At 61.2% G+C, this 15,398-nt stretch carries 18 protein-coding genes; 12 read left to right on the top strand and 6 right to left on the bottom strand.

Annotated features, from left to right (window positions below; translation table 11 throughout):
• Positions 1–115: 115 nt before the first annotated feature.
• A complete protein-coding gene (apbC, locus tag SB756_RS13430; RefSeq protein ID WP_410910956.1) occupies positions 116–1,210 on the bottom strand; it encodes an iron-sulfur cluster carrier protein ApbC in 1,095 nt (364 codons plus the stop codon).
• A gap of 158 nt (positions 1,211–1,368) precedes the next feature.
• On the opposite strand from apbC, the gene metG reads away from it, so the two are divergent.
• The 7 genes from metG (at position 1,369) to SB756_RS13395 (ending at position 7,056) form a co-directional block, all read left to right on the top strand.
• On the top strand, positions 1,369–3,408 hold the full coding sequence (gene metG, locus SB756_RS13425) for a methionine--tRNA ligase (protein ID WP_410910955.1): 2,040 nt from the start codon (positions 1,369–1,371) through the stop codon (positions 3,406–3,408).
• An 88-nt stretch (positions 3,409–3,496) separates the two neighbouring features.
• Positions 3,497–4,045, top strand: a complete 549-nt coding sequence (locus SB756_RS13420) for an Rnf-Nqr domain containing protein (protein WP_341796617.1) — start codon at positions 3,497–3,499, stop codon at positions 4,043–4,045.
• Positions 4,042–5,016 carry an RnfABCDGE type electron transport complex subunit D gene (locus SB756_RS13415; protein WP_410910954.1) on the top strand — a complete coding sequence of 325 codons (975 nt, stop codon included), beginning with the start codon at positions 4,042–4,044 and terminating at the stop codon, positions 5,014–5,016. Before SB756_RS13420 ends, SB756_RS13415 begins: the two co-directional genes overlap by 4 nt.
• Positions 5,013–5,615: an RnfABCDGE type electron transport complex subunit G gene (locus SB756_RS13410; RefSeq protein ID WP_410910953.1), complete on the top strand. Its 603-nt coding sequence runs from the start codon at positions 5,013–5,015 to the stop codon at positions 5,613–5,615. Before SB756_RS13415 ends, SB756_RS13410 begins: the two co-directional genes overlap by 4 nt.
• Positions 5,608–6,132: an Rnf-Nqr domain containing protein gene (locus SB756_RS13405; protein WP_410910952.1), complete on the top strand. Its 525-nt coding sequence runs from the start codon at positions 5,608–5,610 to the stop codon at positions 6,130–6,132. Before SB756_RS13410 ends, SB756_RS13405 begins: the two co-directional genes overlap by 8 nt.
• A 4-nt stretch (positions 6,133–6,136) precedes the next feature.
• Positions 6,137–6,775: an endonuclease III gene (gene nth, locus SB756_RS13400; protein WP_016498219.1), complete on the top strand. Its 639-nt coding sequence runs from the start codon at positions 6,137–6,139 to the stop codon at positions 6,773–6,775.
• Between the two features lie 104 nt (positions 6,776–6,879).
• Positions 6,880–7,056, top strand: coding sequence for a PA3496 family putative envelope integrity protein (locus tag SB756_RS13395; RefSeq protein WP_016498218.1), 177 nt, complete (start codon positions 6,880–6,882; stop codon positions 7,054–7,056).
• Between the two features lie 55 nt (positions 7,057–7,111).
• On the opposite strand, the gene SB756_RS13390 is transcribed toward SB756_RS13395, so the two are convergent.
• Positions 7,112–7,735 carry a response regulator transcription factor gene (locus tag SB756_RS13390; RefSeq protein WP_016488774.1) on the bottom strand — a complete coding sequence of 208 codons (624 nt, stop codon included), beginning with the start codon at positions 7,733–7,735 and terminating at the stop codon, positions 7,112–7,114.
• Between the two features lie 371 nt (positions 7,736–8,106).
• Here SB756_RS13390 and SB756_RS13385 point away from each other — a divergent pair, with 371 nt between their 5' ends.
• The gene (locus tag SB756_RS13385) at positions 8,107–8,589 is read left to right on the top strand and encodes a hypothetical protein (RefSeq protein ID WP_341796620.1); all 483 of its coding nucleotides are present in this window, start codon (positions 8,107–8,109) and stop codon (positions 8,587–8,589) included.
• A 71-nt stretch (positions 8,590–8,660) separates the two neighbouring features.
• On the opposite strand, the gene SB756_RS13380 is transcribed toward SB756_RS13385, so the two are convergent.
• Together SB756_RS13380 and SB756_RS13375 are read right to left on the bottom strand one after the other, a co-directional pair.
• Positions 8,661–9,878, bottom strand: a complete 1,218-nt coding sequence (locus tag SB756_RS13380; protein ID WP_341796621.1) for an argininosuccinate synthase — start codon at positions 9,876–9,878, stop codon at positions 8,661–8,663.
• Positions 9,879–10,294: 416 nt separating this feature from the next.
• Positions 10,295–11,254: a flagellar protein MotY gene (locus SB756_RS13375; RefSeq protein WP_410910951.1), complete on the bottom strand. Its 960-nt coding sequence runs from the start codon at positions 11,252–11,254 to the stop codon at positions 10,295–10,297.
• Positions 11,255–11,384: 130 nt separating this feature from the next.
• Between SB756_RS13375 and pyrC the strand changes: the two genes are divergently transcribed.
• Together pyrC and rnt are read left to right on the top strand one after the other, a co-directional pair.
• Positions 11,385–12,431: a dihydroorotase gene (pyrC, locus tag SB756_RS13370; RefSeq protein WP_341796623.1), complete on the top strand. Its 1,047-nt coding sequence runs from the start codon at positions 11,385–11,387 to the stop codon at positions 12,429–12,431.
• 23 nt (positions 12,432–12,454) lie between these two features.
• Positions 12,455–13,102 carry a ribonuclease T gene (gene rnt, locus SB756_RS13365; RefSeq protein WP_217435874.1) on the top strand — a complete coding sequence of 216 codons (648 nt, stop codon included), beginning with the start codon at positions 12,455–12,457 and terminating at the stop codon, positions 13,100–13,102.
• Between the two features lie 178 nt (positions 13,103–13,280).
• Here rnt and SB756_RS13360 read toward each other — a convergent pair whose 3' ends face one another.
• The gene (locus tag SB756_RS13360) at positions 13,281–13,883 is read right to left on the bottom strand and encodes a peroxiredoxin (RefSeq protein ID WP_012273884.1); all 603 of its coding nucleotides are present in this window, start codon (positions 13,881–13,883) and stop codon (positions 13,281–13,283) included.
• Between the two features lie 224 nt (positions 13,884–14,107).
• Here SB756_RS13360 and SB756_RS13355 point away from each other — a divergent pair, with 224 nt between their 5' ends.
• Both SB756_RS13355 and bfr read left to right on the top strand, forming a co-directional pair.
• The gene (locus SB756_RS13355) at positions 14,108–14,326 is read left to right on the top strand and encodes a bacterioferritin-associated ferredoxin (RefSeq protein ID WP_016488781.1); all 219 of its coding nucleotides are present in this window, start codon (positions 14,108–14,110) and stop codon (positions 14,324–14,326) included.
• Positions 14,327–14,526: 200 nt separating this feature from the next.
• Positions 14,527–15,000: a bacterioferritin gene (gene bfr / locus SB756_RS13350; RefSeq protein ID WP_016498212.1), complete on the top strand. Its 474-nt coding sequence runs from the start codon at positions 14,527–14,529 to the stop codon at positions 14,998–15,000.
• Between the two features lie 57 nt (positions 15,001–15,057).
• Here the strand turns inward: bfr and grxD are convergent, their stop codons facing one another.
• On the bottom strand, positions 15,058–15,393 hold the full coding sequence (gene grxD / locus SB756_RS13345) for a Grx4 family monothiol glutaredoxin (protein ID WP_016498211.1): 336 nt from the start codon (positions 15,391–15,393) through the stop codon (positions 15,058–15,060).
• Between the last annotated feature and the right edge of the window lie 5 nt (positions 15,394–15,398).

The raw sequence follows: 15,398 nt of genomic DNA, 5'->3' as shown, positions 1-15,398 counted from the left end.
CCTTGTGTCGCGAAAGGGGGGCGAAGCACCCCCCAAGATATGTGAGCCAGCCAAATACTGCTGGGGCCGCTTTGCGGCCCTTTCGCGACACAAGGCCGCTCCCACAGGAAATGCGTCAGTCTTCGCTGATGGTAATGCTCGGCATCGCCGGTGCCGCCGCTTCTTGCAAGACGATCCGTGCACCCACCTGGCGGGCCAGTTCCTGATAGACCATGGCAATCTGGCTTTCCGGCTCGGCAATCGCCGTGGGCTTGCCGCTGTCGGCCTGCTCGCGGATCAGCATCGACAACGGCAACGATGCCAGCAGGTCGACGCCATACTGGCTCGCCAGCTTCTCACCACCGCCTTCGCCGAACAGATGCTCGGCATGACCACAGTTGGAACAGATATGCACGGCCATGTTCTCGACCACGCCGAGCACCGGGATGTTGACCTTGCGGAACATCTCCACACCTTTCTTGGCATCCAGCAATGCCAGATCCTGCGGGGTGGTAACGATCACAGAGCCGGCCACCGGCACCTTCTGCGCCAGGGTCAGCTGGATATCGCCGGTACCCGGCGGCATGTCGATCACCAGGTAATCCAGGTCGTCCCATGCGGTTTGGGTCACCAGTTGCAGCAGCGCACCAGAGACCATCGGGCCTCGCCAGACCATCGGCGTATTGTCGTCGGTGAGGAACGCCATGGACATGACTTCCACACCATGGGCCTTGATCGGCACAAACCACTTCTGGTCACGGATCTGTGGGCGGGTGCCTTCAGCAATACCGAACATCACGCCCTGGCTTGGGCCGTAGATGTCGGCATCGAGAATACCCACGCGCGCGCCTTCGCGGGCCAGCGCCAAGGCCAGGTTGGCCGCGGTGGTCGACTTGCCTACCCCACCCTTGCCCGAGGCCACGGCAATGATGTTCTTGACGTTGGCCATGGCCGGTACCTGGGCCTGGGCCTTGTGCGCGGCCACCTGGCAATCGATCGACACCTGGGCGCTGCTGACGCCCTCGAGGTTGCCGATGGCGGTCTGCAGCACCTGGGCCCAGCCGCTCTTGAACAGCCCGGCGGCATACCCCAACTGCAATTGCACGCTGACCTGCGCGCCCTGGATATCAATGGCGCGCACGCAACCGGCGCTGACCGGGTCCTGGTTCAGGTAGGGGTCGGTGTACTGGCGAAGCACGCCATCGACGGCGGCACGGGTGACGGCACTCATGGAGACTCCCATTGGCAAACTTGATGTAGAACAGGCGCCTATCCTAACCCGTCAATCGTCAGCAGATGCGCATGCGGGGTGAAATATCTTCGCCGGCCCTTTATAGTGGCCGATCACCCTCATTTTTACCCCGTAGCCAGATAAGTAGCCGAGCCACCATGTCCGAGCCACGTCAGATTCTCGTCACCAGCGCCCTGCCCTATGCCAATGGATCCATCCATCTTGGCCATATGCTCGAGTACATCCAGACAGACATGTGGGTCCGCTTCCAGAAAATGCGCGGCAACCAGTGCATCTATGTCTGCGCCGACGACGCCCACGGCTCGGCCATCATGCTGCGTGCCGAAAAAGAAGGCATCACGCCGGAACAGCTGATCGCCAACGTCCAGGCCGAGCACAGCGGCGACTTCGCAGACTTCCTGGTGGAGTTCGACAACTTCCACTCCACCCACAGCGAAGAAAACCGCGAACTGTCGAGCATGATCTACACGCGCCTGCGTGAAGCCGGGCACATCGCCACCCGTTCGGTGACCCAGTATTTCGACCCGGAAAAGGGCATGTTCCTGGCCGACCGCTTCATCAAGGGTACCTGCCCCAAGTGCGCGGCCGAAGACCAGTACGGCGACAACTGTGAAAAATGCGGCGCCACCTACGCGCCTACCGAGCTGAAGAACCCAAAGTCGGCGATTTCCGGTGCCACCCCGGTACTGCGTGATTCGCAGCACTTCTTCTTCAAGCTGCCCGACTTCCAGGCCATGCTGCAGCAGTGGACCCGCAGCGGCACCCTGCAGGATGCGGTGGCCAACAAGCTGGCCGAATGGCTGGATTCCGGCCTGCAGGAGTGGGATATCTCCCGTGACGCGCCGTACTTCGGCTTCGAGATCCCGGGCGAACCGGGCAAGTACTTCTACGTGTGGCTGGACGCGCCAATCGGCTACATGGCCAGCTTCAAGAACCTGTGCGCACGCCATCCCGAGCTGGACTTCGACGCCTTCTGGAAGGAAGACTCAAAGGCCGAGCTGTACCACTTCATCGGCAAGGACATCGTCAACTTCCACGCCCTGTTCTGGCCCGCCATGCTCGAAGGCGCCGGCTTCCGCAAGCCGACCGCGGTCAACGTGCACGGCTACCTGACCGTCAATGGCGCCAAGATGTCCAAGTCGCGCGGCACCTTCATCAAGGCCCGCACCTACCTTGACCACCTGCAGCCGGAATACCTGCGTTACTACTACGCAGCCAAGCTGGGCCGTGGTGTCGACGACCTGGACCTGAACCTGGAAGACTTCGTGCAGAAGGTCAACTCCGACCTGGTGGGCAAGGTAGTCAACATCGCCAGCCGCTGCGCCGGGTTCATCCACAAAGGCAATGAAGGCGTGATGGTGGCCGGCGATGCCGCACCGGAGCTGACCGAGGCCTTCCTGGCCGCTGCCCCGTCTATCGCCGAAGCCTACGAAGGCCGCGACTTCGGCCGCGCCATGCGCGAGATCATGGCGTTGGCCGACCGCGCCAACGCCTGGATCGCCGACAAGGCACCGTGGTCGCTGGCCAAGCAGGAAGGCAAGCAGGATGAAGTGCAGGCCATCTGCGCCCAGGGCATCAACCTGTTCCGTCAGCTGGTGATCTTCCTCAAGCCCGTGCTGCCCGTGCTGGCCGCCGACGCCGAGGCCTTCCTCAACGTTGCCCCGCTGGCCTGGAACGACCACCTGTCGCGCCTGGAAAACCACCAGCTGAACCCGTTCAAGGCACTGATGAGCCGCATCGAACCGGCCAAGGTCGAAGCCATGGTCGCAGCCAGCAAGGAAGACCTGCTGGCCGCCGAAGCCAAGGCCCCGGCCGGCAATGGCGAGCTGACCAAGGACCCGCTTTCGGCAGAAATCGAGTTCGACACATTCGCTGCCGTTGACCTGCGCGTGGCACTGATCGTCAAGGCCGAAGCCGTATCCGGCGCCGACAAGCTGCTGCAACTGACCCTGGATATCGGTGACGAGCGCCGCAACGTGTTCTCCGGCATCAAGTCGGCTTACCCCGACCCGTCCAAGCTGGAAGGCCGCCTGACCATGATGGTTGCCAACCTCAAGCCACGGAAGATGCGCTTTGGCGTGTCCGAGGGCATGGTCATGGCCGCCGGCCCTGGCGGTGAAGAAATCTACCTGCTGAGCCCGGACAGCGGCGCCAAGCCAGGCCAGCGCATCAAGTAACGCCCCTGCCCCGGCCCTCGTGCCGGGGCAGTTCCTTCTGCGCCTTGCTTGCCGGACAACCACCCTGATTCCCGGCTATCGTCATCTCATGAGCGACTACATCCTGGTCCTGATCAGCGCGGCGCTGGTCAATCACCTGTGCCTGCTAAAACCGTCAGCCCCCAGGCTGCACTTGCATGTGCACGGCCTGGCCTGCGCGCTGTGCATTGCGCTGGGCGTGATCGGTGCCCAGTTGCTGGTGCGAGGGGTGCTTGCCCCGTTGCACATCCAAGACCTTGCCCTGTTCGTGCTATTGCCCTGGCTGGCATTGCTGGCATGGGGTGTGCCGTGGCTGCTGGCCAAATGGCGCCCGACCTGGCCCGTGACGGGGTTGCCAGGCCTACTCTTGAGCAATGCCGTAGCGCTTGGGCTGGCGCTACAGCAGGCCAGCGACGACAGCACGTGGCCCGCCATTCTGCTGCAAGCCTTGCTGGCCGGTGGTGGCTTCTGGCTGGCGCTGGTCTTGTTCACTGACCTGCGCCAGCGCAGTGCCCATGCCGATATCCCCGGCGTGCTGCGCGGCCTGCCTATCGAATTGATCGGTGCCGGGGTAATGGCCATGGCATTTTCCGGCTTCAATGGGTTGTTTGCACAATGAACACCAGCCCCGACCCGCGACTACGCACCAGCATGGGCCTGGTCTTGCTGGCCTGCATACCTGGCCTGCTGACACTGCTGTGGCTGCACGGCTGGGGTTTGCTGGTAAACCTGTTGCTCTGCGCCAGTGCCGCCATACTGTGCGAAACCCTGCTGCTTGCAATGCGCGGGCAACCGCCGAAGCCGGCGCTGAGCGATGGCAGCGCACTGGTGACAGCCATCTTGCTGGCGTGCGCCCTGCCCACCCTCACCCCTTGGTGGTTACCTGTGGTTGCCACCAGCGTTGCCATCGGCATCGGCAAGCAAGCGTTTGGCGGTGTCGGGCGCAACCTGTTCAACCCGGCCATGGTAGGTTATGCCTTCGTATTGCTGAGCTTCCCGTTGCAGATGAACCATTGGCCAGGGCCTGCACCTGGCCTGCTGGAAAGCCTGCAGCAGGTGTTTACAGGTGGTCAGCACATTGATGGCTGGGCTCGGCCTACGCTGCTCGACGGCCTGCGCCACAATCGCAGCCTGACCATTGACGAGCTGTTCGCCAGTCATCCGGGCTTCGGTAGTATTGGCGGCAGGGGCAGTGAATGGGCCAACCTGGCGTTCCTGCTTGGCGGCCTGTTCCTGCTGCAGCGCAAGGTGATCAGCTGGCACGCGCCTGCGGGCTTGCTGGCAGGGCTATTCGTGTTCAGCCTGTTGGGCTGGAACGGTTCGGGGTCGGACTCCAACGGCTCACCCTTGCTGCACCTGTTCTCTGGGTCAACCATGCTGGCGGCGTTCTTCATTGCCACCGAGCCCGTCTCCGGCCCCAGGAATGAATGGGCCAGGTTGTGCTTCGGCCTGGGAGCCGGGCTGCTGATCTACCTGATTCGCACCTGGGGCAACTACCCGGATGGCACGGCATTCGCCATCTTGCTGATGAACCTCATGGCACCGAGCCTTGAGCGCCTGGCCCTGCAACGCCAGCAGGCCCCCCGATGAACCGCCTTGCGCGTGACGCAGGCCTGCTGCTGCTGACCGGGGCACTGGCTGTGTCTGCCACGCTGACCTGGCGACATTGGACCAGTACCGCCATCGTCAGCGCCGAGAAGCAACTGCAAAGCCGCCAGCGGCTGGCGGTGCTGCCTGAAGGCAGTTACGACAACCAGCCACTGGACAGCCCCCTGCCAAGGCCCGCCGCCCAGCGGCCAAACAGCCGGATCCTGGCAGCTTACCGGGCCACCCGAGCCGGCGAGCCCACCGCAATCATCCTGATCACCCAGGCCCAAGGTTATGTCGGGCCGATCGTGCTGAGCATCGCCATCGCCGCCGACGGCCGGCTGATCGGTAGCCAAGTGGTCGAGCAACAGGAAAGCCCGGGGTTGGGCGCACGCCTGGGAGACCCACAGGTGCACTGGCTGGAGCAGTTTGACAACCGTCAGTTGGGCGACCACTGGGCGCTGAAGCGGGACCAAGGCGACTTTGACCAACTGGCCGGCGCAACCGTGACCTCACGGGCCGTGATCACGGCACTACAGGAGGCCCTGAGCTACTTCGATGAGCAGCGCAGCACGCTGCTGGAGGTCACCCCGCATGAATAGCGCCTACTGGCTGGCAGCAAGCCTTGTGCCCATGCTCGGTGCCACCGTAACGCTGCGCGAGGGCGCCGCCATCGGCGTGTGCGCGATCGTGATGGTTAGCCTGCACCAGGTGTTGCTGGCACCCTTGCGCCAGCGGCTGGCCAACTGGGCGTACGTGCTGGCGAGCCTGTTGCTGTTGGCCGCCCTGGCAAGCTGCCTGCAACTGGCCATGCGTGCGTGGCTGCTGCCACTGGCCATAGCCCTGGGCCACTATCCAGCGCTGCTTTGCCTGCCATGCCTGGCTTACGACCACCTGTTGCCTGATCAGGGCCGCTGGCGCCTGCTCGTCAGGCACCTTGGCGCTGTGCTTGGCATCTGCCTGCTGCTAGGCGCCAGCCGCCAAAGGCTGGCTGAGCTGACCGGCCTGCACCTGGCCAGCCTGGCCCCCGGCGCGCTGCTACTGCTCGGACTGCTGCTGGCCTTGTACAATCGCCTGCGTCCGGGCCCTGCCCACCCACGTCGTCAAGGAAAGCTCTGATTTCATGAATGCCGCCAAACGCCTGGAGATCTTTCGCAGGCTGCACGAAGACAACCCCGACCCCAAGACAGAACTGGCCTACACCACCCCGTTCGAACTGCTGGTCGCCGTGACGTTGTCTGCGCAATCCACTGACGTCGGCGTCAACAAGGCCACCGCCCGCCTGTTCCCCGTCGCCAACACCCCCGAGGCCATCCATGCCCTGGGCGTTGAAGGCCTGAGCGAATACATCAAGACCATCGGCCTTTACAACAGCAAGGCCAAAAACGTCATCGAAGCCTGCCGGATGCTGATAGAGCAGCACGGCAGCGAGGTGCCGCAAACCCGCGAAGCGTTGGAGGCACTGCCCGGCGTGGGCCGCAAGACCGCCAACGTGGTGCTTAACACTGCCTTTCGCCAGCCGACCATGGCGGTGGATACCCATATATTCCGGGTCAGCAACCGCACGGGCATCGCGCCAGGCAAGACGGTGCTGGAGGTGGAGAAGAAACTGGTCAAGTTCGTGCCAAAGGATTACCTGCTCGACGCCCATCACTGGTTGATCCTGCATGGGCGCTATGTGTGCCAGGCCCGCAAGCCAAGGTGTGGCAGTTGCCGGATCGAAGACTTGTGCGAATACAAGCACAAGACCAGTGACGATTGAGCCGATAGCTCAAAACCACTCGCGGCGATTGAAAAAATCTTTTTTACCAGCGTCTGCTTTCTGGTTATAAGGACGGCCAATGGCCCCTTGGCTTGGAGCGACTCATGAGCACCGATAAAGACGACCTGTCGATCGAAGATGATTTTGTTGCCACAGAGGATGAAGCGGAACCCCAGGTGGAAAGCGCAAAGACCAACCTGAGCAAACGCCGCACCATCGACAACATGCTGGAAGAACGGCGCCTGCAAAAGCAACTGGCCGATTTCGACTACGACCTGTAGCGCTGCTCGGGAGCCCTGGCAAAGCCTCCTGACGGGAGGCTTTGCGGCCTGGCAGTCAGTTAAGACCTTGCCGCTGCGCCAGTTCGATGAGGTCAACCAGCGACCGCGCATTGAGCTTGAGCAACAGCCGGGATTTGTAGGTACTGACCGTTTTGTTGCTGAGGAACATGCTGTCGGCAATTTCCTTGTTCGAGCGCCCCCGCGCCAACTGCTGCAACACGGTCATCTCGCGCGCTGAAAGACGGTTGACCATATCCGTCTCGCTCCCCCCTCCCCTGCCACGCGACGCATGCAAGGCCTGGTTGGGGAAGTAGCTATACCCTGACAACACGGCCTTGATGGCGCTGAGCAATTCGGTGAGTTCCTGCTGCTTGCACACGTAACCCGATGCCCCCGCCTGCATGCAGCGCATCGAGAAGTTGCCGGGGGCCTGCGACGTCAGTACCAGGACTTTGCTCCCCGGGCTGAACGTTGCCATGCGCGCGATCACCTCCAGGCCATCAAGCCTGGGGATGCCAATATCCAGTACCACGATATCCGGCAGGTGTTGCCGTGTGAGTTGCAGTGCAGCCACCCCGTTGTCGGTTTCCGCCACCACGTCATACCCATGCCGCTCCATCAGCATGCGCACGGCCAGGCGTATGACCGGATGATCATCCACGATAAGCACTTTATTCATGCGATATCCATTGATTCATTGTTTTTGCTTTGGCACGCCACGATAACCGACAGGGCGTCCGATGGCGCGGCGAATTCCCAGCGAAACTGATGAGCAGATGAAACTTACAGAACTTACGGAAATTTCCTACAAATAATTACTGCAGTTGTAATAACTAAATTCTTTATCACCAAACTGACGGTATCACCCGCCCGCAATTTCGCACCAGTTGAAAACCTGACGCCCACTTGAAGAAATATCCAACTCAAACACGCTGAAAAATCAAGGCAACCAGGCTATTCGGCGATTAGTTCTCACCCGGAAACCAGTCCAGTCTTTAGTTGAGTTCAACGGTCAGGTATAGATGGGCAAAACCGCTGGAGACGGCCCAAATGACCCAAGCACAACCTGTCGCCCCGCTGACGATCATTGCCATCTTCGCGGGGATCATCGAAGCCTCCGCGCTCGCGACACTGCCGTTTCTCAGCGAGTCCAGCCAAAAACTCTACACCTGGTTTCTGGTGGGCTTCCCGTTTTTTCTCACAGCACTGTTCTTCCTGACGCTCAATTTCAACTACAAGTCGTTCTACAGCCCATCGCCCGGCAGAACGACGGATGACAACATGCCGATCCCCAACAACGTGGCCACTCCTGCCATGACCAACAGTCCCCACGAAGCGACCAAGGGCGAGCCAGTCACGTTCATGTTTTCCGGCCCCGACGCCAACCGCATGATGGAACAGCAACTCCTGTCTGCACTAGCCCACCCCCCCGTACCAGCGCGTACCTGGCGCTTTTGCAATCTGGACAGGCGGCAATGTGCGCAGCTGTCGATCAGCGCACTCGAGGGCAACGTCGTGAACGACGAGCGCTAAAAGCCCGGACGTTTCTGCAGCCAGAAAAAAACCCCGGCCTGAGCCGGGGTTTCTACGAGACGTGCCAGCAATCAGAGCAGCGAACGGCCCTTGTTGGCAGCAATGCGCATGCGCAGTGCGTTCAGCTTGATGAAGCCGGCCGCGTCTGCCTGGTTGTAGGCGCCGCCATCTTCCTCGAAGGTCGCGATGTTGGCATCGAACAGCGAGTCGTCCGACTGGCGGCCGACCACGATCACGTTGCCTTTGTACAGCTTCAGGCGTACCACGCCATTCACGTTGACCTGCGAAGCGTCGATCATCTGTTGCAGCATCAGACGCTCCGGGCTCCACCAGTAGCCGGTGTAGATCAGGCTGGCGTACTTCGGCATCAGCTCATCTTTCAGGTGAGCGACTTCGCGGTCCAGGGTGATCGACTCGATGGCACGGTGGGCCTTGAGCATGATGGTGCCGCCTGGGGTCTCGTAGCAGCCACGCGACTTCATGCCGACGTAACGGTTCTCGACGATGTCCAGGCGGCCGATGCCGTTGGCACCGCCGATACGGTTCAGGTCGGCCAGGACGGTGGCCGGAGTCTTCTCGACGCCATCAATCGCAACGATGTCACCGTTACGGTAGGTGAGCTCGATGTAGGTCGCCTGGTCCGGGGCGTTCTCAGGCGAGACGCTCCAGCGCCACATGTCTTCTTCGTGCTCGGTCCAGGTATCTTCCAGGACACCGCCTTCGTAGGAGATGTGCAGCAGGTTGGCGTCCATCGAGTACGGCGACTTCTTCTTGCCGTGGCGCTCGATCGGGATGCCGTGCTTTTCGGCGTAGTCCATCAGTTTTTCGCGGGACAGCAGGTCCCACTCACGCCACGGGGCGATGACCTTGACGCCTGGTTTCAGGGCGTAGGCACCCAGCTCGAAACGCACCTGGTCGTTGCCTTTGCCGGTGGCGCCATGGGAAATGGCGTCAGCGCCGGTTTCGTTGGCGATTTCGATCAGACGCTTGGCGATCAGCGGGCGGGCGATGGAAGTACCCAGCAGGTACTCGCCTTCGTATACGGTGTTGGCGCGGAACATCGGGAACACGAAATCACGCACGAATTCTTCGCGCAGGTCGTCGATGTAGATCTCTTTAACACCCATTGCCTGGGCCTTGGCACGGGCCGGCTCGACCTCTTCGCCCTGACCCAGGTCAGCGGTGAAGGTCACCACTTCGCAGTTGTAGGTATCCTGCAGCCACTTGAGAATCACCGAAGTATCAAGGCCGCCGGAATACGCCAGTACGACCTTTTTTACGTCCGCCATGCCATCACTCCACGGGGTTGTACGGAAAGGGATCGATTCTAACGACCTTGCGGATAAATTTACAGTGGGGCGACAGCTTCTGACGACAAAGCGACAGGAACTGTCGGAAGGGCGACGGGTGTATGCATGACCATCTCTAGCGCCTGTGAGATCGAGCGCCGCCCGCGCGGCGCTTCGCAGCACAAGGCTGCTCCTGCAGTTGTTTCCGGCCAGTCACGCCTGTGCCTGAGCACGCGAACGCCTTGTTCGCCTGGCACGATATCGACGTGGACGCCAAGGCGCAGCGCTGCAACTTCAGGAATAACTGGCCCGAAACAGATGTAGGAGCAGCCTCGTGCTGCGAAGCGCCGCGCGGGCGGCGCTCGATCTCACAGGCGCTGGAAATGTCGTGGCAAACACCTGGAGCCACACCGATCTCAGGGCACCTTCGCCCCCGGCGCGGCAGCAGCCGGGTTGGCTGGGGCTGGGGCCGGGGCGGCAGGCGCCGCTGGCTCAGCCGGTTTTTCCACAGGTTTCTCAACCACCGAAACCCGATCCAGCTCGATATTCACCCGGCGATTGCGCGCCCGGTTGGCAGCGCTGTTGTTCTTCACCAACGGGTACTGCTCGCCATGGAAGCGCACCGTGATCTGGTCTTCAGCCAAGCCATGGGCCTTGAAGTAGTCAGCCACCGCCAGCGCGCGACGGCGCGACAGGTCACGATTGGTCAGGCGGTTGCCACTGTTGTCGGAGTGGCCGTTCAGCTCGATGTGGTTTACCGTCGGGTCGGCTTTCATGTAATCCAGGATCACATCCAGCCGTGCACGCGCCGACGCGTCCAGATCGGTGCCGCCACCCGGGAAGCCCACTTGGGTCTGGCGCACCTGATCGTAATTCATAGGCAGCAGCTTGCTGGCACAAACCTGGTAGTCGCTGTAGGCCTTGGCAAAGCTGACCGGCAGCACGCGCACTTCCATCGGCCTGCCGGCCTCACCGGTGTAGTTGCGCACCACTGTGCTGCGCCCGTCGAGCAAGCCGTTGATCAGGCGGCTGGCCTGGCCTTGGGAGGAACTGAACAGCACTCCGGTGCGGGCCATGCGCACAATGCCCAGGTTGATATCACCCCGCCCAGGCTGCCACGGCGCCGCCGCCGCCAGCAGGCTGGCCGTACCTGCACCCAGTACGTTGCTGTCCGAACGAAGCTGGAACACAGGTTGTTCACCTGCCCGACGCACGAACTCGCCGCTGCCAAAACCTTCTATTGGCTGGATAAGACGGCACTCGAACTGGTCACCCTCGACCTTCCAGGCAATGTTCTCCATGCGCGTCTGGAAAGTCAGTGCGCCGGCCGGCAGGCTGGCGAACAGGGTCAACAGGGTTAGGTAACGCTGGCGCACGGGCGGCTCCACTAATTCTGACGGCTTACCTGCAGGCTATCGGACGCCTGCCGGAAAACTTGATAGCCGTGCTCGCCCCAGGGTTTTCCGGTAGCATTGGGGCTTGAGTTCGACCCGCCTGGAATCCCCAATGTCCGATCGCCTGACCCTCCTGCGCCCCGACGACTGGCACATCCATCTGCGCGATGGTGCCGTCCTGCCCCACACCGTTGGCGACGTGGCGCGCACTTTTGCCCGTGCCATCATCATGCCTAACCTGGTTCCTCCGGTGCGTAATGCCGACGAGGCCGGCGCCTATCGTGAGCGCATCCTGGCCGCCCGCCCTGCCGGCAGCCGCTTCGAGCCGCTGATGGTGCTGTACCTCACCGACCGCACCAGCGCCGACGACATCCGCGAGGCCAAGGCCAGCGGCATCGTGTACGCCGCCAAACTGTACCCGGCCGGCGCTACCACCAACTCCGATTCGGGCGTGACCAGCATCGACAACATCTTCCCGGCCATCGAGGCGCTGGCGGAAGTTGGCATGCCGCTGCTGGTGCATGGCGAAGTGACCCGTAGCGAGATCGACGTCTTCGACCGCGAGAAGCGCTTCATCGACGAGCACATGCGTCGTCTGGTCGAGCGCTTCCCGACGCTGAAAGTGGTGTTCGAACACATCACCACCGGCGATGCCGCGCAGTTCGTTACCGAGGCTTCGGCCAACGTCGGCGCGACCATCACCGCGCAGCACCTGCTGTACAACCGCAACCACATGCTGGTTGGCGGCATTCGCCCGCACTTCTACTGCCTGCCGATCCTCAAGCGCAACACCCACCAGGTGGCGCTGCTGGACGCGGCCACCAGCGGTAACCCGAAGTTCTTCCTGGGCACCGACTCGGCACCGCACGCTCGTCACGCCAAGGAAGCCGCCTGCGGGTGCGCCGGTTGCTACACCGCCTACGCGGCCATCGAAATGTACGCCGAAGCGTTCGAGCAGCGTAACGCGCTGGACAAGCTGGAAGGCTTTGCCAGCCTGCACGGCCCGGCCTTCTACGGCCTGCCGGCGAACACCGACACCATTACCCTGGTGCGTGAAGAATGGACCGCCCCGGACAGCCTGCCATTTGGCGAGCAGACCGTAATCCCGCTGCGCGCCGGTGAAAAACTGCGCTGGCGCCTGCTGGAGGAAAACGCGTGAGCGAAGAACTCTACGAAGACGACATGGACACCCAAGGCAGCAGCGGTTCGCGCCACCCGATGGCCGAGCGCTTCCGCGGCTACCTGCCGGTAGTGGTGGATGTGGAGACAGGTGGTTTCAACAGCGCCACCGATGCCCTGCTGGAAATTGCCGCCGTCACTATCGGCATGGACGAGAAAGGCTTCCTGTTCCCCGAGCACACCTACTTCCACCGGGTAGAGCCGTTCGAGGGCGCCAACATCGAAGCCGCCGCGCTGGAGTTTACCGGCATCAAGCTGGACCACCCGCTGCGCATGGCCGTCAGCGAGGAAAGCGCGCTGACCGACATCTTCCGCGGCGTACGCAAGGCACTCAAGGCCAATGGCTGCAAGCGGGCGATCCTGGTCGGCCACAACAGCAGCTTCGACCTGGGCTTCCTCAATGCGGCGGTGGCGCGCAACGACCTGAAGCGCAACCCGTTCCACCCGTTTTCGAGCTTCGACACCGCTACCCTCGCGGGCCTGGCGTATGGCCAGACCGTGCTGGCGCGTGCCTGCCAGAGCGCGGACATCGACTTCGACGGGCGTGAGGCGCACTCGGCGCGGTACGACACCGAGAAGACGGCCGAGCTGTTCTGCGGCATCGTCAACCGCTGGAAAGAGATGGGCGGCTGGCGCGACTTCAACGATTGAGTTGAGTCCGGGGGCCGCGTTGCGGCCCTTTCGCGGCACAAGGCCGCTCCTCCAGGGTATGCGTACTCCCGCAGGAGCGGCCTTGTGCCGCGAAAGAGCCAGGACAGGCACTGAAAGCCCTGTAGTCCAGGCACAAAAAAACCGGCCACGAAGGCCGGTTTTTTTATGCGAGCGGCAATTACAGCTTGCCAGCGTTCTCGCTCAGGTAGGCTGCGACGCCTTCTGGCGAAGCGTTCATGCCTTTGTCGCCTTTTTTCCAGTTGGCAGGGCAGACTTCGCCGTGCTCTTCGTGGAACTGCAGGGCGTCAACCAGGCGCAGCAGCTCGTCCATGTTACGGCCCAGTGGCAGGTCGTTGATGATCTGCGAGCGGACAACACCGTTGGTGTCGATCAGGAAGGCGCCACGGAAGGCCACGCCGCCTTCGGACTCTACGTCGTAGGCTTTGCAGATTTCGTGGGTCATGTCGGCAGCCAGGGTGTACTTCACCTGACCGATGCCGCCGTTGTTGACCGGGGTGTTACGCCAGGCGTTGTGGGTGAAGTGCGAGTCGATCGACACGCCGATCACTTCGACGTTGCGCGCCTGGAAGTCCGGGATGCGGTTGTCCAGGGCGATCAGCTCGGACGGGCAGACGAAGGTGAAGTCCAGCGGGTAGAAGAACACCAGGCCGTACTTGCCCTTGATGGCCGAAGCCAGGTTGAAGCTGTCGACGATCTCGCCATTGCCCAGCACGGCTGGAACGGTGAAATCGGGGGCTTTCTTACCAACGAGTACGCTCATTGTAATCTCCTGATGAGGGTGAAAAACCGTTTGCCGGGCCAGACGGGCTTGCCCGACATCCAACAAAGGCCGACCATCATACACGGCTTCTGATGACAGGCCGAATCCATCAGGCAGGCAACCACCGGTCGCTCAAGCACAGCCTTTTCAGAAAGCACTTTGACAAGCATTCTCATTAACATTAAGCTCCAATCCATCGACTCAACCCGCGATGGTCAGCCCTTATGTATGTGTGTCTTTGTGTCGGCGTCACCGACGGACAGATCCGCGATGCGATCTATGAAGGATGCTGCAGTTACAAGGAAGTGCGAGCCGCGACCAATGTCGCAAGCCAGTGTGGCAAATGCGCCTGCCTGGCCAAGGAAGTGGTCCGTGAGACCCTGACCGAGCTTCAGGTCAGCCAGGCAGCCCTGCCCTATCCCGTGGAATTTACCGCGGCCTGAAACCCCAGAATTCAATGAACCGGACCCTGTGTCCGGTTTTTTATGCCTTGAATTCAATAAGTTAGCGCTCCAACGCGGTTCACAAACATTCTTATTCCTATTAATTTTCACTTATTATTCAACAACTTAGGTTTGACACTACTAAGTATCGGGCTCAAACTTCACTGTATTGGCACACTTCTACAGGGCAGGAACCCGTAATGAAAGGCGACGTAAGCGTCATCCAGCATCTCAACAAGATCCTCGGAAACGAGCTGGTCGCGATCAACCAGTACTTCCTGCACGCACGCATGTACGAAGATTGGGGCCTGAACAAGCTCGGCAAGCACGAGTACAAGGAATCCATCGACGAGATGAAGCACGCTGACAAACTGATCAAGCGTATTCTCTTCCTCGAAGGCATCCCTAACGTTCAGGACCTGGGCAAGCTGCTGATCGGCGAGCACACCAAGGAAATGCTCGAGTGCGACCTGAAGCTTGAAAAGAAAGGCCTGGCCGACCTGAAGGCAGCCATCGCCCATTGCGAAACCGCTGGCGACTTCGGCTCGCGTGACATGCTTGAAGAGATCCTCGAATCCGAGGAAGAGCACATCGACTGGCTGGAAACCCAACTGGGGCTGATCGACAAGATCACTATCGAAAACTACCTGCAGTCGCAGATGGGCGAAGAATAATTATTCGCCGCATAAAAAAACCCGCTATCAGCGGGTTTTTTTATGCTTGCCGGAAGCTCAGGCTTCGGAAGCCTTGGCTTTGGCAGCAGCGTCCTTGATCAGGGTTTGCAACTCACCCTTCTCGAACATTTCCAGCATGATGTCGCTACCGCCAACCAGCTCACCGGCTACCCACAGCTGCGGGAAGGTCGGCCAGTTGGCATATTTTGGCAGGTTGGCACGGATTTCCGGGTTCTGCAGGATGTCGACGTAGGCGAACTTCTCGCCACAACCCATCACTGCTTGCGATGCCTTGGCCGAGAACCCGCATTGCGGGGCATTCGGCGAGCCTTTCATGTAAAGCAGAATGGTGTTGTTGGCAATCTGCTCTTTGATCGTTTCGATGATATCCATGTAGC

The sequence above is a fragment of the Pseudomonas sp. SIMBA_068 genome (assembly GCF_046534705.1).
Lineage (GTDB): Bacteria > Pseudomonadota > Gammaproteobacteria > Pseudomonadales > Pseudomonadaceae > Aquipseudomonas > Aquipseudomonas putida.
Note: the sequence above shows the minus strand (reverse complement) of the source record. Positions and strands in the feature narration are given on the sequence as shown.